Annotated in this window: 15 protein-coding genes; 8 read left to right on the top strand and 7 right to left on the bottom strand. The window is 71.6% G+C overall.

The genetic code is table 11. The features are described from left to right. The first annotated feature begins 93 nt into the window (after window positions 1-93). Complete coding sequence (locus tag ABZU99_RS10245; protein WP_356045108.1) at window positions 94-1782, top strand: sensor histidine kinase; 1689 nt, start codon at window positions 94-96, stop codon at window positions 1780-1782. Further along, entirely contained in the window at window positions 1779-2471 is a 693-nt protein-coding gene (locus ABZU99_RS10240) for a response regulator (RefSeq protein ID WP_355949994.1), read from the top strand. The genes ABZU99_RS10245 and ABZU99_RS10240 overlap by 4 nt, the downstream gene beginning before the upstream one ends. Before the next feature lie 32 nt (window positions 2472-2503). Here the strand turns inward: ABZU99_RS10240 and ABZU99_RS10235 are convergent, their stop codons facing one another. Further along, window positions 2504-3331 carry a prephenate dehydrogenase gene (locus ABZU99_RS10235; protein WP_356045105.1) on the bottom strand — a complete coding sequence of 276 codons (828 nt, stop codon included), beginning with the start codon at window positions 3329-3331 and terminating at the stop codon, window positions 2504-2506. Between the two features lie 338 nt (window positions 3332-3669). Here ABZU99_RS10235 and ABZU99_RS10230 point away from each other — a divergent pair, with 338 nt between their 5' ends. Both ABZU99_RS10230 and ABZU99_RS10225 read left to right on the top strand, forming a co-directional pair. Then, complete coding sequence (locus tag ABZU99_RS10230; protein WP_356045103.1) at window positions 3670-4296, top strand: WHG domain-containing protein; 627 nt, start codon at window positions 3670-3672, stop codon at window positions 4294-4296. Continuing rightward, window positions 4293-5153 carry an alpha/beta hydrolase gene (locus ABZU99_RS10225; protein ID WP_355950002.1) on the top strand — a complete coding sequence of 287 codons (861 nt, stop codon included), beginning with the start codon at window positions 4293-4295 and terminating at the stop codon, window positions 5151-5153. The genes ABZU99_RS10230 and ABZU99_RS10225 overlap by 4 nt, the downstream gene beginning before the upstream one ends. A gap of 57 nt (window positions 5154-5210) precedes the next feature. Here the strand turns inward: ABZU99_RS10225 and ABZU99_RS10220 are convergent, their stop codons facing one another. From ABZU99_RS10220 to ABZU99_RS10210, 3 genes are all read right to left on the bottom strand, one after another. Continuing rightward, window positions 5211-6455 carry an RNA-guided endonuclease TnpB family protein gene (locus ABZU99_RS10220; RefSeq protein WP_356045102.1) on the bottom strand — a complete coding sequence of 415 codons (1245 nt, stop codon included), beginning with the start codon at window positions 6453-6455 and terminating at the stop codon, window positions 5211-5213. A 54-nt stretch (window positions 6456-6509) separates the two neighbouring features. Beyond that, window positions 6510-6974 carry a hypothetical protein gene (locus ABZU99_RS10215; protein WP_356045099.1) on the bottom strand — a complete coding sequence of 155 codons (465 nt, stop codon included), beginning with the start codon at window positions 6972-6974 and terminating at the stop codon, window positions 6510-6512. 65 nt (window positions 6975-7039) lie between these two features. Beyond that, window positions 7040-8536: an FGGY-family carbohydrate kinase gene (locus ABZU99_RS10210; RefSeq protein WP_355941588.1), complete on the bottom strand. Its 1497-nt coding sequence runs from the start codon at window positions 8534-8536 to the stop codon at window positions 7040-7042. A 236-nt stretch (window positions 8537-8772) separates the two neighbouring features. Between ABZU99_RS10210 and ABZU99_RS10205 the strand changes: the two genes are divergently transcribed. Both ABZU99_RS10205 and ABZU99_RS10200 read left to right on the top strand, forming a co-directional pair. Next, window positions 8773-9909: an NB-ARC domain-containing protein gene (locus ABZU99_RS10205; protein ID WP_356045096.1), complete on the top strand. Its 1137-nt coding sequence runs from the start codon at window positions 8773-8775 to the stop codon at window positions 9907-9909. A gap of 9 nt (window positions 9910-9918) precedes the next feature. Further along, window positions 9919-10983 carry a tetratricopeptide repeat protein gene (locus tag ABZU99_RS10200; RefSeq protein ID WP_356045093.1) on the top strand — a complete coding sequence of 355 codons (1065 nt, stop codon included), beginning with the start codon at window positions 9919-9921 and terminating at the stop codon, window positions 10981-10983. A 15-nt stretch (window positions 10984-10998) separates the two neighbouring features. On the opposite strand, the gene ABZU99_RS10195 is transcribed toward ABZU99_RS10200, so the two are convergent. Continuing rightward, window positions 10999-11562, bottom strand: a complete 564-nt coding sequence (locus ABZU99_RS10195) for a hypothetical protein (protein ID WP_356045090.1) — start codon at window positions 11560-11562, stop codon at window positions 10999-11001. After that, complete coding sequence (locus tag ABZU99_RS10190) at window positions 11559-12809, bottom strand: hypothetical protein (RefSeq protein WP_356045088.1); 1251 nt, start codon at window positions 12807-12809, stop codon at window positions 11559-11561. Before ABZU99_RS10190 ends, ABZU99_RS10195 begins: the two co-directional genes overlap by 4 nt. Before the next feature lie 284 nt (window positions 12810-13093). On the opposite strand from ABZU99_RS10190, the gene ABZU99_RS10185 reads away from it, so the two are divergent. Then, window positions 13094-16225, top strand: coding sequence for a tetratricopeptide repeat protein (locus ABZU99_RS10185; RefSeq protein ID WP_356227777.1), 3132 nt, complete (start codon window positions 13094-13096; stop codon window positions 16223-16225). A 332-nt stretch (window positions 16226-16557) separates the two neighbouring features. Beyond that, window positions 16558-17610 carry a hypothetical protein gene (locus tag ABZU99_RS10180; RefSeq protein WP_355941602.1) on the top strand — a complete coding sequence of 351 codons (1053 nt, stop codon included), beginning with the start codon at window positions 16558-16560 and terminating at the stop codon, window positions 17608-17610. A gap of 96 nt (window positions 17611-17706) precedes the next feature. On the opposite strand, the gene ABZU99_RS10175 is transcribed toward ABZU99_RS10180, so the two are convergent. Beyond that, the gene (locus tag ABZU99_RS10175) at window positions 17707-19725 is read right to left on the bottom strand and encodes a spermidine synthase (protein ID WP_355941605.1); all 2019 of its coding nucleotides are present in this window, start codon (window positions 19723-19725) and stop codon (window positions 17707-17709) included. Window positions 19726-20122 lie beyond the last annotated feature (397 nt).

The following is a 20122-nucleotide window of genomic DNA, read 5'->3' as shown; positions in this document are numbered from 1 at the left end:
GCGTTCACAGCACCATAAACGACGGAAACTTCTACCGCTCACGTGCGGGGACGGCACGGGAGACGGGAGACGGCGAAAAGAGGGATGACCGCCATGCGCATGCGCTGGCCCCGGCGCGTATCCGCTCAGGTGCTGGCCATTCAGCTGGCCCTCACCGGTGGGGTGATGGTGCTGGCCACCGGCCTGTTTCTGGCCCCGCTCAGCTCCGAGATCGACCATCAGGCGATGCACAAGGCCCTGGCCATCGCCCAGACCACCGCGGCCGATCCGGACATCGCCCGGGATCTGACGACCACCGGTCCCGGTGCGTCGGGTCCGGTGCAGCGCGCGGCCGAGCGGATCCGCCGGGCCACCGGGGCGCTGTACATCGTCGTCATGGACTCCCGCGGGGTGCGCTGGTCGCACACCAACCCCGCGCGAATCGGTGGACATGTCTCCACCGATCCGAGCGTCGCGCTCGCCGGCCACGAGGTCATGCAGATCGACGTCGGCACCCTGGGCCGCTCGGCCCGCGCCAAGGTGCCGCTGCGCACCGACGGCGGAAAGGTGGTCGGCGCGGTGTCGGTCGGCATCGGCTACGGCAGTGTGCGCGACCAACTGCTGGCCACGGTTCCCCGGCTGCTGCTGTACGCGGGCGCGGCGCTCGCGGTGGGCGTGCTCGCCGCGGTCGCCGTCTCGCGCCGGCTGCGCCGCCGTACGCACGGTGTGGCGTTCGCCGACATCTCGGCGATGCTCGACGAGCGCGAGGCGATGCTGCACGGCATCCGCGAGGGCGTCGTGGCCTTCGACCGGCAGGGCCGGATCCGGCTCATCAACGACGAGGCCCGCCGGCTGCTCGGGGTCGGCGCGGACGCCACCGGGCGCACCCTGGAGGAGGCGCTGCCCCCGGGCCGTACGACCGATGTGCTGGCCGGACGGGTCGACGGGGCCGATCTGCTGACCGTCAGCGGCGGCCGGGTGCTGGTGACGAACCGCATGCCGACCAAGGACGGTGGGGCGGTGGCGACGCTTCGCGACCGCACCGAGCTGGAGCTGCTGGGCCGGGAGCTGGACAGCACCCGTGGGCTGCTCGACGCATTGCGCGCCCAGGACCACGAACACGCCAACCGGCTGCACACCCTGCTCGGGCTGCTGGAGCTTGGACTGCATGAGCGGGCGGCGGATTTCGTCGCCGGACTCACCAGCACCCACCGGTCCTCCGCCGAGCAGATCTCCGAGCGGGTGCACGACCCTCTGCTGTCGGCGCTGCTCGTCGGCAAGTCGGCCATCGTGGCGGAGCGCGGGGTGACCCTGCGCATCTCGCCCTCGACGCTGCTGCCCGGCCGGGTGGTGGACCCCCGCGATCTGGTGACCGTGCTCGGCAACCTCATCGACAACGCGCTGGACGCCGTGGCCGAGCACCCCGCCCGCACCCCTTTCATCGAGGTCGAGCTGCGGGCAGAGGGCACCACCGCGGTGGTGCGCGTGAGTGACACCGGCCCGGGGGTGTCGCCCGCGATGCGCGACCACATCTTCACCGAGGGCTGCTCCACCAAGCTGCCGCCCCTCCCAGTCTTCCCGGAGGGCGGCCGACCTCCCGGCGAGGAGCCCGCCGCCGCACCCTCGCGTCGCCGGGGCATCGGCCTCGCCCTGGTGCGGCGGCTCGCCGAGCGGTACGGGGGCATGGCCCGGGTCACCGCCCGGGCGGGTGGCGGGGCGGTGTTCACCGTCGTCCTGCCCGAGGCGCTCACCGGGGACGACACACCCACTCAAGAGTTCACCGCAGCAGGAGAGTCACGATGATCGACGTACTTGTCGTGGACGACGACTTCCACGTCGCCGAGATCAACGCTGCCTATGTGGCCCAGGTGCCGGGCTTCCGGGTGACCGCCCGCGCCCATACCGCCGCCCAGGCCCTGGCCACGGTGGAGCGCGGCCATGTCGACCTCGTGCTGCTCGACCACTATCTCCCGGACGAGACCGGGCTGACGCTGGTGCGGCGGATGCGGCAGCTCGGCCACCACGCCGACGTCATCATGGTGACGGCGGCCTGCGATGTGGCCACCGTCCAGGCCGCCATGCGCTTCGGCGCGCTGCAGTACCTGGTCAAGCCGTTCAACTTCGCCGGGCTGCGGGCCAAGCTCGACGGCTACGCGGCGCTGCGGCGCACCCTCGAAGGGCTCGGCGGGCGCGGTGAGACCGGACAGGAGCGGGTGGACCGGATCTTCGGCGCGTTCGCAGCCGCCGACACATCCCGATCCACCCTCCCCAAAGGCCACTCCGCCCCCACCGTCGACCTCATTCGCCGGGTCCTCGACAAGGCCGACCATCCGCTCTCCGCCCACGAGGTGGCGGAGCGCACCGGTATCAGCCGCTCCACGGCCCAGCGCTATCTGAAGTACCTCGAGCACGCGGGCCGCATCAGCCTCACCCTCAAGTACGGCGACACCGGGCGTCCGGAACACCGCTACACCTGGGTGGCGGTGAACTGACCGGTGGACCGCCCGGCGAGCCGACGGGGTGTTCAGCTCGTGGCCGCGGCCTCGTACAGGCCACGGCCGGAGCGCTGGGCCCGGTCCGCCGAGCGCAGCCGCTCCAGCGTGTTGCGCACCGAGTTCACATTGGTACGCGTCTCGTCGCGACCCAGGGCCTCGTTGACCTCGGAGGCGCGCATGGGGCGGCCGGCCTTGCGCAGGGCGGCGAGCACATTCTCGGCGAGCCCGGTGGAGCGCTCGGACGCGCCGGCAGTGGCCTTGGGGGCCTTGTCGGCCGTCTTCGCCGGGGCCTTGACGGCCTTGGCAGCCGTCGCCGTGGTGGCCTTCGTGCCCTTGGCGGCGGTCTTGACCGCCGCCCTGGTGGCCTTGGGGGCCTTCGCCGCGGCCTTCGTGGCGGTCTTCTTCGCGGCGGCGGTCTTCTTGCTCGCGGTCTTGCTGGCCCGTCCGGCCGCGGGGGCCTTGGCCTTGCTGCGCTGACGGCCGATGGCTGCCTTGCGCGTGGCGGCGGGCGTCCGGGCGGCGGAGGCCGTCTCGGCGGCCGACTGCACCTCCTCTGCCGCCACGGACCCGGCGGCCACGTCCGCTGCCGGGGCGGTGGCGGGGGTCGTGCCCTCTGCCACGGACTGGAGCGCCGCCACCGCGGTGTCATCGGCGGCGGGCCCCGGCACCACGGCGGTCGAGAGCGCCTGGAGGCTGCTCAGGGCGGTGCTCACCGCATCCAGCCGCTTGGTGACGGCCTCCAAATCACCCTTGAGGGCCTCCTGTTGCCTCTGCAGCTGAGGGAGCTCGGCCTCCAGCGCCTCGATCGTCGATCCCACACTGCTGTCCGCGCTCAACACGCTCAATGCGTTCACCATCAGTTCGTCCCCTTTCTGGGCGTCTGCGCCCATCGCAGCAGCGATTATGCCTGCTGTCAGAAGTGTGCGGTGCCCTGTGTGCCACTACGCAAAACAACCAAGTCCGTCTCAGCGCCCAATCCCCGGCCATCTTCCCGCGAAGACACACGCCCACAACACCATGTGTGCGGGAGTGATGTCATCCGGAAGGGTGGCGGCGCAACGACCATGACGCGGCATCAGGCGCCGTGCCGGGCGCCGGCCATGCCGCAGAAAGCCACCGCGGCACACCCCGAACTCCTGTGTACATTAAGCAGAAACCTAGAGGCTCTAGGTTTTGAGGCCGATGGAGGTGGCGCATGGTGCGGGCCGGTCTGACGACCGAGCGTGTGGTGAGGGCGGCGGCGGATCTGGCGGACATCGTCGGGCTCGACAGCGTCACGGTGTCCGCCCTCGCGCGGAGTTTCGGGGTCAAGGACGCCAGTCTGTACTCGCACGTCAAGAGCATCGCCGACCTCCGGGCGCGGGTCGCCCTGCTGGCCGCCGACGAACTCGCGGACCACTTCGGGACGGCGGTGGCGGGCCTGGCGGGCAAGGACGCCCTGATGGCGTTCGCCGACGCGTACCGCGGCTATGCGCAGGAGCACCCCGGGCGGTACGCGGCCACACAGCTGCCGATGGACCCCGCCCTGATCGCTGAGTCCCCCGGCGCGCTCCGCAAAATCGAGCTCACCTACGCGATGCTGCGCGGGTACGGGCTGGCCGAGCCGGATCTCACCGACGCGGTACGGCTGCTGCGCAGCACCTTCCACGGCTTCATCAGCATCGAGGCGGGCGGCGGATTCGGGCACTCCCGCAAGGTCCAGGCGTCCTGGGAGCGGGCCGTCGAGGCCCTGCACCTCGCGCTGGAGAACTGGCCCTCCGCGCCCGCCGAACAGACGTCCTCCCGGACTTCCGGGACCTCGAGAAAGCGACGTACCTCATGAGCGCACACGAACCGAGGACCGGCACCCTTCGGGTGCCCGGCGCGACCCTCCACTACGAAGTGCGGGGCACCGGCCCGGTGCTGCTGCTGATCCCCGGCGGGGCCGCCGACGCGGCCGCCTTCGACCAGGTGGCGCCGGACCTCGCCGACCGGTACACGGTGGTGACCTACGATCCGCGCGGCATGTCCCGCAGTCCGCTCGACGGCCCGCTCGCCGACCAGCGGGTCGAGGAGCACAGCGAGGACGCGTACCGGCTGCTCGAACTGGTGTCGCCGGGCGGAGAACCGGCGTATGTGCTGGGCCTCAGCTCTGGCGCCATCGCCGCGCTCGACCTGGTGGCCCGTCATCCGGAGCGCATACGGCTGGCGGTCGCGCACGAGCCTCCGGTGGTGAGGCTACTGCCGGACGCCGCGAAGCAGCGGGCGTTCTTCGCCGAGGTTCGCGAGGCATATCGGCGGGAGGGCGTCGGGGCGGCGGTGGCGGTGATGTCTGCCGGCACCGGCCCGGAGGACGGCGGCGCGCCGCCCGAGCGGGAGAAGGAAGCCACGGTGGAGCTGCCGCCGCGTTCGCCCGAGGTCCTTGAGCGGATGATGGCCAACTTCCCCTACTTCCTGGAGCACATCCTGTGCTCGTTCAGCTCCTACACCCCGGATGTGGCGGCCTTGCGGGCCGCCTCGGAGCGGCTGGTGCCGGCCGGGGGACGGGACTCCCACGGGCTTCTTCTGTACCGGCCGCCCGTGGCGCTCGCCGAGCTGCTGGCCACCGAGATCGTGGACTTCCCCGGCGGCCACACGGGCCTCAGCGAGCACCCGAAGGAGTTCACCGAGGTGTTGCGGGAGACGCTGTCGCGGCGCTGAGCGGATGAGCGGAGCCGGCGATGGCCATGTCACGGCGTCATTGACGTGCTCCCTGGCCTAAAGTCCAGGGATTTGGGCCTGGGTCGTCTGACCCTGCCGGGGGCTTCCTGCTTCAACGCGCTGTGCGGGCACGTGTGCCCGTCTTACCGGCACTCCACAGGCGTTTAGCGTCTCCACCCGTCCGGTGGCGACGATTCGGCGTCCTTCGAAGAGGACGTTGCGGGCTGCGTTGTGGTCACGGTCGTGCAAGGTGCCGCACTCGGCGCACGTCCACTCCCGGACGTGCAGGGGCTTGCGGCCCTCCCTAAATCCGCAGACCGAGCAGACCTGAGAGGACGGGAAGGCCCGGTCCACCTTGGCGAAGGTGCGGCCGTGCTTGACCGCCTTGTACTCCAGCATGCCGACGAACGCGGACCATCCCGCGTCGTGCACGGACTTGGCGAGCCGGGTGCGCCCGAGGCCGGACACCGCGAGGTCTTCCACGTACACCGCTTGGTTGTCGCGAATGATCCGTGTGGATGCCTTGTGGTGCCAGTCCCGGCGCCGGTCCGCCACCTTGGCGTGCTGGCGTGCGACCTTGATGCGGGCCTTGGCCCGGTTCTTCGATCCCTTGGCCTTGCGGGACAGCTCCCGCTGAAGGCGCTTGAGTTTCTTCTCGGCCCGGCGCAGGAAGCGAGGGCTGTCGATCCTGCGTCCATCGGACAGGACGGCGAAGGCGGACAGACCGAGGTCGAGACCGGCGTCGGTCTCAAGGCCGGGGAGGATGTCCGGCTCGGTGTCCACGACGAAGCTCAGGAAGTACCGGCCGGAGCTGTCCTTGGTGACGGTCAGGGACGTGGGGGCGGCCGGAAGCCGGCGGGACCACGTGACCTTGAGGTTACCCACCTTGGCCGCGTACACCCTGCCGTCGTCCTGGAGGGAGAAGGCATTGGTGTTCAGGCGGATCGACTGCCGGGTGTCCTTCTTCGATTTGTAGCGGGGAGGGCCGACCCCGCGGCCCTCCCGCTTGCCCTTGATCGAGTCGAAGAAGTTCTTGTAGGCGGTGTCCAGGTCCCGCAGAGACTGCTGCAGAACGACCGCCGACACCTCGGCGAGCCAGGCGCGTTCCCCGGTGCGCTTGGCCTGGGTGATGCGCAGCCGGGACAGTTCGGCCGACTTCACATACGGCAGCCCTGCCGCGTGTGCTTCCCTCCGGTCGCGCAGGCAGTCGTTCCACACCACGCGGGCGCATCCGAACGCCCTGGCCAGCGCTCGGCGCTGGGAGGCGTCCGGGTAGGCCCGGTAGTTGTAGCGCAGCCGCACACCCACGATCCTACGACGATTCGTCTCATGGATGGACAGAATGGGGCGGAACGACTACAGGCGGGGCAGACACGTTGTTTCGGCGAAGTTGCCGCACCAGCCGGGGAGCGTCGCCGCCCGGCGCGGGCCGATGGCATGGAAGAACGCCGACACCGCGTACTCCTTGGTGTGCACCGAGAGGAACATCCGCTCGGGGTCCTCCGCCTGCTCCCATACGTCCTCGATCAGCCAGAAGGAATCGTCGCCCGGCCCGCCGTCGTACATGGCGTCGATGCGCTCTCCGGCGGCGGTCAGCCGCTGGAAGGAGTGCAGCGCCTCGGCCTCGACCTCGTCGTCACGCCCGAAGGTCTGTGCCCAGGACCGGAAGTCGGGCAGCGGCGCCTCCTGCCACCGCCGCCAGGCCCGCCGGGCGCCGGGGTCGGCGCGCTCCGCCTCGATGAGGGGCAGCATGCGGGGTGCGAGCCCGGCGATGAACGTGTCGTCGTGGGCGGTGATGGCCCAGGCTGAGGTCATTCCCATGGCGGGGACGGTAGGGCGCGCCACTGACAGCGGCTTCACCCCGCCGGGTGGGGCGCGGGCGCCGGTTACGCACCGGCGTCCGCGTGTTGCCGCGCGGCCAGGGCGTGGGCCGCGTCCCGCGTCGCGGGGTACAGCTCGCGGTACAACCGGTAGAGGCCGTCGTAGGTCCCGGCCGTCTTCGGGTCGGGCTCCACCGTGTGCGCGACCGGGTTCCACTCCGCGATGTCCGTCGCCCCCGCATGCCCCGTGCCGACCGCCGCGAGGAAGGCGTCGCCATAGGCGGCGCCCACGGTGTGCCGGGGCACGTCCTGGGGACGGCCCGTGACGTCGGAGACGATGCGGGTCCACAGCTCCCGCGCGCCGCCGCCGACAGCGACCAGGCGGCGGATGTCGCCGCCCGCCTCCTGCATGGCGGCCAGATTGTGCCGTACGCCGAAGGCCGTGGCCTCCAGGGCGGCGCGGTACAGATGGCCACGGCCGTGACGGAGCGTCAGTCCGAGAACGAGTCCGCGGGCGTCCGGGTCGAAGAGGGGGGTGCGTTCGCCCGCGAAGTACGGGAGCATCAGCAGCCCCTCCGCGCCCGGGGCGAGAGCCGCGGCCTCGGCCACCAGGGTGTCGTAGTCCGCACCTGTGAGATCGCGCAGCCATCCGGTGACGGCGCCGGAGGTGGCCATGCCCGCCGCCAGACAGTACGTCTCGGGGAACGCGCCCCGGGTGGACCACAGATGTGGGTCGGGGGCGGGTTCGGTGACCACATTGACCAGGAACATGGTGGTGCCGTACATCAGCATCAGATCCCCCGGTGCGATGGCCCCCACCGCGCTCGCCTCGGCCCAGGCGTCGATGGTGCCCGCGATCACGGGGGTGCCCGCCGGGATGCCGGTGGCGGCCTGGGCCTCGGCGGTGACCTGGCCGGCCACCTCGGTGGGCCAGACCAGCCGCGGCCACTCCAGACCCGGTGCGATCTCCTCACACCACTCCCCGATCCAGGTGCCACGCCGCAGATCGTAGAGCGGGGTGCACTGGCTGGCGGAGTGGTGGTCGAGGACGTACGCACCGGTCAGCCGGTGCACGAGATACGAACTCGCCATGAACCAGCGGCGGGTACGGGCGTAGACCTCGGGCTCCTCCTCCCGTACCCAGGCGAGCTTCGGCCCGAGGGCCTGGCTGGTGAGCGGCGAGCCGCAGCGGTCGAGCACCCGCTGATCGCCGTAGCGCGCCCGCTGGGCGGCGATCTGGTCGCCCGCGCGGGTGTCCACCCCGTACAGGATCGCCGGGCGCAGCGGGGTGGCATCGGCCTCGGCCGGCAGCAGGCAGGGGCCGATACCGCTGACGCCCACCGCGGCGATCCGCTCTCCGGCGGGGGCGGTGGCCAGCAGCTCCGCGCTGAGGGCCGTGAAGTCCCGCCACCACACGGCCTCCGCGTCGTGCTCGGCCCGGCCGGGGCGCGGGGTGGCGGTGGTGTGCTCGCGGGCGGCCTGGGCGACCAGGGTGCCATCGGTCCGGACGAGGACGCCCTTGGAGCCGGAGGTGCCGATGTCGATGCCGAGCAGCAGTGTCATGTCGTTCCTCGCCAGTCCTCTCCCCGGGGGCGCACCGGGCGCGTACATGGGCCGTACTGCCGTCCGTTGTACCCCCCTTCGCCGGTGTCCCCTGTCCTGGCCCCTCGTTGAGCAGAGTGTCAGAGGGATTGCCCATGGCATGTGCCCGGCCTCCGGCCGTCCCGTTGACGCGAATCCATCGTTTGAACCACGGAGTACGGCCGCAGAAAACCACTATTGGCCGGGATCGGGGGCGTGTGCTGAATCGGAGCGCGGAAGCCGAGGGTGGCGGACCGGACGAGCGGGGGCGCGGCGCCGGGCCGCCGGCCGGTGCGCGCAATGAACTCAGCGGGACGGTGACGGGCCCGAGCGTGCAGGCCGGGACCGTGTACGGCGGCATCCACATAGGGAAGCACGGCACGCCGGTGGAGCGCGTACCGTGGCAGCTTCCCCCGGCGGTCCGGCTCGCCAACCGCACCAGGGAGCTGGCGGCGCTGGAGGACTGCCGCGACCGGGCCGCCCGCCATGGGCATCCGGTCCTCGCCGCGGTCAGCGGGCTGGGCGGGGTCGGGAAGACGGTGCTCGCGCTCTCCTGGCTGCGCTCCTTACGGGCGCACTTCCCCGACGGCCAGCTGTATGCCGGTCTCGGGGCGCAGTCGCCGGGCGGGACGCCGGCGGACCCGATGGAGATTCTGAGCCGGTTTCTGCGGGCGCTGGGAGTGCCGCCCCGGCAGATACCCGCGGCCATGGATGAACGGACGGACCTGTACCGGTCGTTGACCGCCGAGCGGCGGCTGGTGGTGCTGCTGGACGACGCCGCCACCGCCGCGCAGGCCAGGCCCCTGCTGCCGGGCGGGCGGAATGTGGCGGTGGTGACCAGCCGCTGGCGGCTCCCCGGCCTGTCCGTGGACGGCTGCTATCCCGTCCATCTGGAACCGCTGGACCCGGACGCGGCGGTGGAGCTGCTGGCGTTCACCCTGGCCGACGACCGGGTGCGGGCCCAGCCCGACGACGCGCGTGCCCTGGTGGAGCTGTGCTCCGGACTGCCGCTGGCCGTACGGGTCGCGGGCGCGCGACTGGCGGCCCGCCCCCGGCGCCCGATCACCGTGATGGTGCGGGCGCTGGCTCATGAACACGACCGTTTGGAGGGGTTGGCCATCGAAGGCGACCGCGGAGTACGGGCGGCACTCGATCTGTCGTACGGCGGACTGGCCCCGGACGCCGCCCGTCTCTACCGGCTGCTGTCGCTGCATCCGGGGCCGGACTTCACCGGCGAGGTGGCGACCGCGGCGCTGGGCGTCGCCGACGACGCGGCCGGTGAGGTGGCGCGGCTGATCGATGTGCTGTACGACGCCAATCTGATCGGTGAGACCGGGGACGAGCGCTATCGGTAGCACGATCTGGTGCGGCTGCACGCCGCCGCGTTGGCGGAGACGGTCGACGGGGAGCCGTCGTGCCGGGCCGCCACCCGTCGTATCTTCGACCACTATCTGGCCTCGGCCACCCGCGCCGAGGAGATTCTCGATCCGCATCACCGCTCGCTGGGCCGCACGTACGGGGACGATCCGCCGGTGGTCAAGGACTTCGAAGGCGGCGGGGGTGACATCGCCGATACCGCGCTGTCCTGGCTGGACGGCGAGCTGCTCAATCTGATGGCGGTGCTCAAAAGCGCACGGCGGACCGGGTACCCGGGCGTCACCTGGCAGCTGGCCGACGCCATGTGGTCCCTGTTCATGCGGCGAAAGCACTACGAGGAGTGGCGCACCGCCCATGAGGAAGGGGCCGAGGCGGCACGGGAGTCGGGCGATACGGCTGCCGAGTGCCGCATGCTCACCTCCGGCGCCATGGGCGAGCTGGACACCGGGAACCATGCCCGCGCCCTGGAGATGTTCGAGCGGGCCGCCGGGCTGTTCGAGCGCGAGGGGGACGAACTGGGCTTCGCGCGCACCCTGAACTACCGGGGGCTGGCCTATCAGGGGCTGGGGCGGCTGTCCGAGGCGGCGGAGCTGTTCACGCGGGCCGCCGAGGAGCTGCCGCGCTGCGGGGATCCGCGGGCCGCGGGTCTGGCCCGGTTCAATCTGGCCGAGGTGGCGCTGGCCGGGCGCCGGTACGAGGAGGGAATCGGCGACGCGCGGGCCGCGCGCCACGCCCTCCAGGAGGCGGGCGACCCGTACAACGCCGCCCGAGCGGCGCGGGTTCTCGGCCGCCTTCAGCTGGGGCTCGGCGATCTCGACGCGGCCGAGGAGTGGCTGAACGAGGCCCTGAGCGATCTGCGCGGCGTCTCCGACTTCGAGACGGCGCGCACGGTGGAGGTGCTGGCCGAGCTGGCCGAGCGGCGTGGAGAGCGGGGGCTCGCCGACGAGCGGTACCGGGAAGCGCTGGTCCTGTACGGAACGCTGGGGCTGCCCTCGGCGGTCGCGGCGGTACGGGCCCGTCTGGGCGGGGGTGTCACCGGCTCGGGGGAGTGAGACGGGCCCGCGGCGCTACGGCTCCGCCCTGAGCAGTACGGTCTGCTCCGGCGCCGCTCCCCCGGCTCCGGTACGGGCCGGGATCAGTCGAGCCGAGGAGGGGGCGAGCGCCTCCGGGGGGACTCCGGCGACCAGCCAGGCGTGCACCAGGGAGGCCCAGTCCGGCCAGGGCAGGTCCCACGGCGGGGCGGCGGCGCCGAACGCGGTGGACCGCTTGCGCATCCGCAGCCGCGCTCCCCCGCCGATGCCGAGCCGCAGCCAGCAGTCCTGACCGTGGTAGGCCGCCGTGACCAAGGCTCCCGGGTGGCGGCGGGCGAGCGCGCCCGGCCGCCCGGGGCCGCCGCGGGTCACCAGCACATCGGCCACCATCCGCCACCGGTGCGGCGTCGGGACGCCGGCGCGGACGTGGCGATCCAGGACCGGGGCCGTGTCCCGGTCCCCACGTAACACGTGGACGCGGGCCAGGACCACCGCCACTCCGGCGCCGACGGCACCGGGGCCCCGGCTCACCGGTTCCGTGAGGGTGGCGAACGAGCGGGGGTGTGGGTGGCGCTGGGGTGTCAGCAGCACGGCCGTCATGCCGCCACACCTCCGTGAGCGTCCGGGCCGATGGCGGGGGACGGCCGGGCGGGCTCGGTGACCGGGCGGACGACCGGGGGCCGCAGGCGCAATTTCCGGTAGAGCAGCGCGCGCATATTGCGGGCGAAGCCCCCCGGCTCGGAGGTGATGCGCGCCGCCACCCGGGCGTAGCACTCGGGACGGTAGCGGGCGGAGCTCTCCTCGAGTTGCTCACGCAGCGGGCGCGCGCCGTCCAGCCGCGGCGCGATGGAAGCCAGCTCTGCCATGGGCGAGTCCGGTGCCACCTCCACCTCGGGGAAGCCGGCCAGCAGGACGGGCACACCGGTCGCCGCACCGTACAGCGCCATCGAGCCATGGTCGGTCACCACATAGTCGGCTGCCACGAGCGGCCCCAGCTCATCGGCCCGTTGACCGACGACCACCAGACCGCAGCGGCACAGCCCGGCGAGCCACGTCCGGATCTGCCACTCGCCGTGCGCGTTCCAGGCGTTGGGGTGAAGCATCGCGACGATCCGGAACTCGTCTGCCGGCAACTCGGTGACCAGCCGCTCCAGCACCTCCGGTGTCTGCCCGAGCAGCGACCGCGGACCCCAGGTGGAGGACGCCACGACGAGCTTCTGACGGTGGCCGGCCCCCAGCGCCGCCCGGTACAGGGCGCGCGAGGGCAGACTCGCCATGATGCGGTCGTAGTACGGATCGCCGACCACCGCCGCCGCGGGGAGCGCCTCCGGGCACTGCCGGCGCAGCCGGGCCAGCTCCTCCCTGTGGGAGAGGACGACGGTGTCCGGGACCACCGCGCCGTCGCGGACCAGCCACTGCCGGTTCAGACCATAGACCTCGCGGCCCAGGGCGGCGAGGCCACGCCGCCCGCCGGGGACGAACTTGTTGTGCCCGGCGCCGTGCGGCAGCACGATCACGGGCGCGTGCAGCTCGTGCAGGGAGCCGTGGGCGGCCGCGACCGCCAGATCGAACGCGACCTCCACGGCCTGGTGCCACGGCAGCACCACTGCCCTGAGGCCCTCCAGGAACTCCGCCACCCCATTGCTGAAGACATCGGGTGCCGCGGTGAAGACCACCTGCACCCGCAGATCCCCCTCGAAGAGCCGCACCACCTCCAGCAGCCTTTTGCCGGATGTCACCGTGTGCACCACGGCCAGAACCTTCTTGCGCACCTGACGGGTCGCCCAGCGCTCCACGTCCAGACGTATGGGCACATGACGCCAGGGGACGCCTGCCACGACATTCATCGAACTCCTCCCGAGCCTTTGTCCGTGATGCGCGGACCGGTCCGCGCACCGCCTCGGACCGGATGTGCCCCGGCCCGTGGACGAACGACTTGCGGAAACCTTGCAACCGTCCTGCGGCGAGGACGCCGGGCCGCGAGGGCGCATCCGGTCCGAGGCGGTTCGCGTGATCCGGGCGGCGTATGCGCCCCTCTGCCTCGATGCGCCCTGTCTGTACGGAAAGAACGGCGCAACGGTGGAAGTGCGGGGAACGCGAAGAGCAGGGACGACCAGCCGGGGGGATGCTGGTGGAACTCCGAGTCTTGGGACCCCTGGAGCTCTGGCACCAGGGCCTCCAGTGGACGCTGGGTTCGCCGAAGGAACGGTGCGTGCTGGCGGTGCTGGGGGCCGCCGCGGGCGAACCGGTCTCCGTGGACGCCCTGATGGACCGGGTCTGGGGAGACCGGCTCCCTCCCCCGACGGCCGCGGCCACCCTGCACAGCTATCTCTCCCGGCTGCGGGGCCGGCTGCGGCGGGTGGCCGACGCCGACACCCGGCTCGAGCGCCCCTCACCGCGCACCTACCGGCTGCGTATCGCCCCCGAGGCCGTCGATCTGACGCGTTTTCGGCTCCTGCGCGACCAGGCCCGACGGACGGTGACGGGCGGCGGGGTGGAGTGGGCCGTCGATCAGCTGCGCGAGGCGGAGGGGCTGTGGCGCGGGGAGCCGTTCGGGGAGCTCACCGGGGCCTGGGCCGAGACGCTCCGCGGCCGGCTGCACGAGGATCTGCGGGCCGTGCGGGAGGAGCGGATCCGCCTGGAACTGCGCCTCGGCCGGCACGCCGATCTCATCGGCGAGTTACGGACGCTGGTCGACGAGGACCCGCTGGCGCAGGGCGCCGTCGCCGAGCTGATGCTGGCGCTCTACCGCTGCGGCCGGCACAGCCAGTCACTCGCGCTCTACCACACCACCCGGCGCAGGCTGGACGATGAGCTCGGGCTCGCCCCCAGCCTCGAGCTGCAGCGGCTTCATCAGCGGGTGCTCGAACAGGACCCCTCACTCGACCTTCCCGCCACCGACCCGGTCCAGCAGGCCCCGAAGGAGAGCGGCCCCAACCATCTTCCCTGCGACAACCGGGATTTCACCGGCCGGGACGACGAGCTGCGCGGTCTGCTGACGGACCCCGATCCGCAAGGCACCGCCCCGCCGCTGACCGTGGTCCACGGCATGGCGGGGGTCGGCAAGAGCGCTCTGGCCGTCCATGCCGCGCATCTGCTGCGCGACCGCTACCCGGACGGGCTCTTCTATGTGAATCTGCGGGCCCACAGCGATCAGCCGCCGTGTGACCCCGGCGAGGCGCTCGCGACCCTGGAGGACGCGGCGGACAAGCAGCTGTCCGAGAACCGGCCCGGAAGCTTCGACGCACGGGCGGCCCGCTGGCGGGACTGGCTGGCACACCGCCGCGCCCTGCTGGTGCTCGACGACGCCGGATCCGCCGAGCAGGTGCGCCCCCTGCTGCCCGGGAGCGCCGGCTGCCGGGTGTTCGTCACCAGCCGCCATCAGCTCGCCCAGCTGGACGGCGCGCGGTCGGTCGGCCTTGAGGTGCTGTCGGTGACCGAGGCCGCGTCGCTGTTCACCCGCATCGTCGGCGCGTCCCGGGTCGGCGACGCCGAGGCGCTCCACCGGGTCGTCGGATTGTGCAGCTACCTCCCTTTGGCGATACAGCTCACGGCGCATCGCTTCCGTCATCGCGACTCCTGGGATCTGCAGGACCTCCTCGACCGGCTGACCGAGGCGGCCGATCTTCTGGAGGAGATCGACATACGGTCGGGTATCGCCACCGCGTTCCAGCTCTCGTACGACCAACTGGTCCCCAGGGACAAGCGGTTGTTCCGCGCCCTCGCCCTGCATCCCGGGCCCGACCTCACCCTGCGCGTGGCGGCCGTCCTCGTGGGGACCGATGCCGCCGAGGTCCGGCGCGGCCTGGAGGAGCTGCTCAACTGCCACCTCCTCGAGGAACCGGTGCGCGGCCGCTACCGCTTCCACGATCTGGTGCGCGACTTCGCCGTACGGGTGAGCCGGGCGGAGGAGCCGGAGGCCGTACGGCACGAGGCCGTACGACGGCTGCTCACCCACTACCTCACCGCCGCCGACCACGCCGACCGCATCGCCCATCCCCAACGCCGCCGGATCGCCATCGACCAGGAACTTATGGCCGAGAGCGCACCCGTATGCGCCGACGCGGACGAGGCGGCGGCATGGCTCGACATGGAGCGGCGGAATCTGCTGGCCGCGGCCCATGAGGCGGCGGCCACCTCACCCCGGCACGCCACGCTCTTCCTGCACGCGCTGGCCCAGTCACTCAAGCTCTGGGGCGCCTGGGAGGTGGCTGCCGAACTCCATGACGCGGCCCTGGCCCATCTGCGCGACCGGGGTGACACCCGGGCGCTGGCCCACACTCTCATGGAGCGGGCCGAGATCCAGTGTCATGACGACTACGAGGAGGCCCTGCGCTGCGCCGAGGAGTCCCTCGCGCTCTTCCGCGAGCTCGGGGACCGGCAGGGCGAGGCCGATGCCCTCTTCCAGGCGGGGCGCGCCCATCTGTCGGCCGGGCGCCGGTCGGCATCGCTGGCCGCTCTGAGCACGGCGCTGACGCTCTTTCAGCGGATCGGCGACCGCCGCGGCGAGGCCGAGACCCTCAATGTGCAGGGCGTGGCGCTGCACTTCGCGGGCGAACTCGACGAGGCGCTGAGCCGGTTCCGCGCGGTGTACCGGATCCAGAAGCTCATCGGTGATCTCCATGGCCAGGCCACGGCCCTGCTCAACGCGGGCGAGATCTACTGGTTGGAGATGCGCTACGAGGAGGCGCGGGGCCTCTACGAACGCGCCCTCGCCCTGGCCCGGCGCATCGGCGTCCGGCGCCAGCTGACCAGCCTCTACACCAATCTGGGCAATGTGTGCCGGGCCACCGGCCAGACCGAAGAAGCGCTCGCCTACTTCCGCAAGGCGCTCGCCAGCTACCGGGCGAGCCGGGATCCGCGCAGCGAGGCCAACACCCTGCTCAGCATGGGCAGCGCCTACCACGAGGCCCACCGGGACCGTGAGGCCATGGAGCACTTCACCATGGCCGAGCGCATCGCCCGTCGCATCGGCAATCCGTACGAGCGGCAGAGCGCGCTGATCGGCATCGGTACGATCCAGCGGACCTCGGGGCAGTACACCGCCGCGCTGAAGACCTACGACGAGGCGCTCCAGGTCGCCGAGGAGATCGAGATCCCGCTCGGCATGGCACATGCCCATGACGGGATCGCCCAGACCGTGCGCCAGACACACGGCGCCGAGGCCGCCAAGTGCCACGCCCGGCGGGCGCTCGCGCTCTACCGGAAACTCGGGGTGGCGGAAGAGGCGGAGCGAGTGCGGCGGTCGCTCGCCGAGCGGTAGCCGACCGGGCCGGTCACCAGTACATGATGGACTGGGGCCACTGTGCGATTGCAAACCCGTACAACGTGGAAAACAGCACGAAGTGCTCCAAAAAGGGTTTTTTCAAGGAAATTGGAGGCCGACCGGCTCCGCCGATCTTGTTTGCTGATGCTAGCAGCAATGACAGAGTGCTTTTGTACCCGGCGCGCGGCTTGACAAGACGCATGCCCGACACCCGGTGGACACGATTCCGTTTCGCCTCCGCCATACCGGAGAGGCTGCATGGCGGATGACCATCGGCCCGTAGAACACACCGGTGTCCGGCCCGGCCGGGCGCCGCGGACGGAGGGAATGTGGCTTACAGCACACCCGGGAAGCCCACGCCCGAGGAGATGTCGACGGTCGGCGGCGGCCGGGCGGGGACGCGGCCAGGCCGGCGTGGCCTGCTCGCGGCGGCGGCCGGTGCCGGCCTGCTCGCCGCCGGTTGCGGCGAGCAGGCCGATCACTTCTCCGGAGCGGGAGCCAAGGACGGCAAGGGGTCCGCCGGCCCGTCCGAACCGGCGAAGCACGCCAAGCCGTCCATCAGCTCGCCATCGCCGTCCCCACGACCGCGGCCCGAGCTGCCCCGTGGTGGCCGGGAGTTGTCCCGGTACCGGCTGGTGGGCTACTGCGGACTGCCCGGCGCCGCCGCGCTCGGCCGCCTCGGCACCGGGGATCTCGACCAGCGCGTCCGGCAGATGGAGAAGACCGCCCGCGCTTACGCCGCGGACCGTAAGCCGCAGCCCGTACTCGAACTTCTGGCGACGGTCGTCAACAGCGCCGCGGGCTCCGACGGCACCTATCGCACCCGTACCTCCCCCGATACCATCCGCCGCTTCCATGACATGGCCAAACGCCATCGGGCCCTGCTGCTGCTGAACATCCAGCCGGGCCGCGCGTCGGCCCTCGGCGAGGTCAAGGCGCTCCGCGAGTGGCTGGTCCACCCCGATGTGGGCATAGCGCTGGACCCGGAGTGGGACATGGGTCCGGGCGAGGTGCCGGGCAACAGCTACGGCCACACCAGCGGCGCCGAGCTGACCGAGGTGGCCCGCTATCTCTCCGGCATCGTCAAGGAACACGATCTGCCGGAGAAACCACTCGTCTACCACCAGGTGGCCGTCTCCGTCGTCCGCGACCAGTCCGCGCTGCGCCCGCAGCCGGGAGTCGTCCTCATCAAGAGCGCGGACGGCATCGGGTCGCCGGGCATGAAGCGGGACACCTGGCGCCAGCTCGTCAAGGACATGCCCGACGGCCTGCGTACCGGCTTCAAGCTCTTCTACGACGAGGACACCGAGGGAAGCCGGCTGATGACCCCCGAGGAGGTCCTGGCGCTGCGGCCGCGGCCGGACTACGTCATGTTCGAGTGACCACGGCGACCAGCGGCCGCCACGCGGCCGCCCCCGATAACCGGACGGAGCCGGCGGACCGGGGGCGGCGGAAAAGCGGACGGCGGGAGGAGTGGCTCATGGACGCGGTGCCGCCTGCACGGTGAGGGGCTCGTGCGTGGCCGTCTCGCCGGAGCCGGGGCGGATGAAGCGCATGGCGACGCAGGCCCCCGCGTACAGCACGGCCACCACCAGCAGCAGGGCCTGGTACCCCATGAGCAGAGCCAGATACTCGAGGGTGCCGCCGGTGAGGGCGCCCAGCAGGTTGGCGCCGAAGGCCGACGTGGGGTCCGAGGCTCGGGCCAACCGGTCGGAGAAGATGAGATTGGCGCAGAAGATGGGGGCGAAGGCCAGCGCGATCGCGGCGGCCAGCCGGGCGGCGAACGGCAGCCCGAGCACCACATGGGTCGGGACGAGCCAGGCCACGGCCAGGCTGGCGAAGAGCAGAAGTTGCAGGGCGAGCTGGTTGAGCCGGCGCATCCGCCGCCGTACTTCCACCGCGCACAGCACGGCGAGCAGCACTCCGGCGAACACCATGGCGTTGACCAGCCATGTGGTGCCGAAGTAAAGGGCGAAGCCGATGACGTTCTTTGTCTCGAGCAGCATGAACGCGGCCCCGAGCAAGAACATGTCGGCGTAGCCGGCGGTCTTCCTGAGCCGGACCCCGGTCAGCCGCACCGACAACAGCGTCACCAGCAGGATCGCGCCCAGCACCCCGAGATAGAGGGTCGGGATGGTGCGGTGCAGCAGATAGGGGAAGGGGTGGTCGTCGGAGGCGGCCGAGGGCACCTTTCCCGACGGACGCCATACGGAGGTGGCGCAGGACTGGTCGCCCGATGTGGCACCCGCCACCAGGACCGCGGCCTTCTTCCCGCCGTAGTGGGTGATGCAGGGCGCGTGTCCGAAGACGGAGGTCGACGTGCCACCGAAGCGGTCGATGAGCCAGCTCTGCCGGTAGTAGTTGTACATGGCGAACGCGCCGCCGGGGGCGAGATGGCGGTGTGCCGCCTCGAAGGCCTGCCGGGTGAACAGATAGCTCTCGAGGCGCAGATTGCTGGCTCCCGACACCAGGGTCAGGGAGTCCGGCAGTGCGAGGACGATCAGGTCGTAGCGGGCGTTGGTCCGCTCCAGGAAGGCCCGTCCGTCGTTGATGTGGACGTGCACCCGTGGGTCGTCGTACGGGCGGGCCGGGTGCAGTGACGCGCCGATCTCCTGCAGCCGGGGGTCGATTTCCACGGCGTCCACTCGCTGGGCCCCGTGGGCGAGGGCGAGGGCGACGTCGTTGCCGTTGCCCGCCCCGATGACCAGGACCCGGCGATGGGGGTTGTCCGGTGTCTCGCGGTAGGGCTGCTCATACGGTGACCCCGGCTGCGTCAGCGCCTTCAGCGGGGCGATGCTCTGGTGCGGAACGCCGTTGGCGGCGATGTGGTAGTCCCGGGAGGCCGAGGTCGAGCGTTTGACCTCGATCTTGTAGTACGGGGACCAGGAGATGCCGCCCGCCACCGATTCGAGCGCCAGGACCGCCACCATCACCCCGAGCGGGACCGTGTACCGAACGGTGTTGCGGCGTCCGCCCAGAACGAGCAGGGCCACCGCGGCGACGGCGCCCCAGACCACCGACGGCGCGCGCAGCCAGGACAGCAGCGCGAAGGACACGGACCCGGTCAGCGAGCCCAGGAGGTCGTAACGGTACGCCTCCAGCGACGGCAGCCGCCGGAAGAGATCCGCCGTCATCTTCCCGATCGCGGTCATGATGAGCGCGGTCAGTCCGAACAGGATGGGCAGGGTCACCCACTGCGGCAGACCGGTGGTCTTGACCGCCGTGAAGTAGATGACCTCGCCGCTGGTCTGCCGGACCTGTACGGGGAACTCCCGCACCAGCACGACGAGAAGGGCGAGCGGAACGGGCGCCCAGCGGGTGAGCCACTGCCCACGGCCGGCCGGGAGGAGGAATCCCAGGCCGATCCCGAGGAAGGAGCCCAAGAGGATGAAGTTCGAGAAATAGCTCAGATGGACGATATTGGCGCCGGTCCACCGGATCAGCGCCAGCTCGACGAAGAGCATGGTGGCGCTGGCCAGCAGCAGCCTCGCGCGCACGTTTTGCGGTCCTGGGCTGTGCTCCATGTCGGCACACGCTGTCATCCGAAGCGGGGCAGGTCGAGCACCCGCACGGCCCGTGCCGTCGGCCGGATGGCGGGCACCCAAGGGGCCGGATACCGTCACCGCGCCACCCGTATGCCGGCCGTACGCGCAGCGCCGCCCCACCCGAAAGAAGGACATCCGCGCAGGTCAACGGCGTGGCGTTCGGCCAGGCGTCAGGGGAATCCGGCAGCCGCGGGCGGACGGCCACGGGGAGCCCGGCCCCTCTCCCCCGGCCCCCGCGGTACGGCGTTCGGGTCACGGCCGGGATCGCATCCGTCACCTGATGGGGCCAACGCGTGCCGGGGCCGGATGGTGCCGATCGGCGTGGGCGGGTGTCGTGGCGTCAGCGGTG

This window comes from Streptomyces sp. NPDC005266, from assembly GCF_040607655.1.
Lineage (GTDB): Bacteria > Actinomycetota > Actinomycetes > Streptomycetales > Streptomycetaceae > Streptomyces.
The sequence above is the reverse complement of the archived record's forward strand: the minus strand, read 5'-3'. Positions and strand labels throughout refer to the sequence as shown.

Bases quoted from the DNA above. Each gene is read 5' to 3' on its own strand.
- ABZU99_RS10245 (WP_356045108.1), top strand. From the start codon at position 94: ATGCGCATGCGCTGGCCCCGGCGCGTATCCGCTCAGGTGCTGGCCATT.
- ABZU99_RS10210 (WP_355941588.1), bottom strand. From the start codon at position 8,536: ATGACACTGCTGCTCGGCATCGACATCGGCACCTCCGGCTCCAAGGGC.
- ABZU99_RS10225 (WP_355950002.1), top strand. From the start codon at position 4,293: ATGAGCGCACACGAACCGAGGACCGGCACCCTTCGGGTGCCCGGCGCG.
- ABZU99_RS10235 (WP_356045105.1), bottom strand. From the start codon at position 3,331: ATGGTGAACGCATTGAGCGTGTTGAGCGCGGACAGCAGTGTGGGATCG.
- ABZU99_RS10230 (WP_356045103.1), top strand. From the start codon at position 3,670: ATGGTGCGGGCCGGTCTGACGACCGAGCGTGTGGTGAGGGCGGCGGCG.
- ABZU99_RS10190 (WP_356045088.1), bottom strand. From the start codon at position 12,809: ATGAATGTCGTGGCAGGCGTCCCCTGGCGTCATGTGCCCATACGTCTG.
- ABZU99_RS10195 (WP_356045090.1), bottom strand. From the start codon at position 11,562: ATGACGGCCGTGCTGCTGACACCCCAGCGCCACCCACACCCCCGCTCG.
- ABZU99_RS10240 (WP_355949994.1), top strand. From the start codon at position 1,779: ATGATCGACGTACTTGTCGTGGACGACGACTTCCACGTCGCCGAGATC.
- ABZU99_RS10215 (WP_356045099.1), bottom strand. From the start codon at position 6,974: ATGGGAATGACCTCAGCCTGGGCCATCACCGCCCACGACGACACGTTC.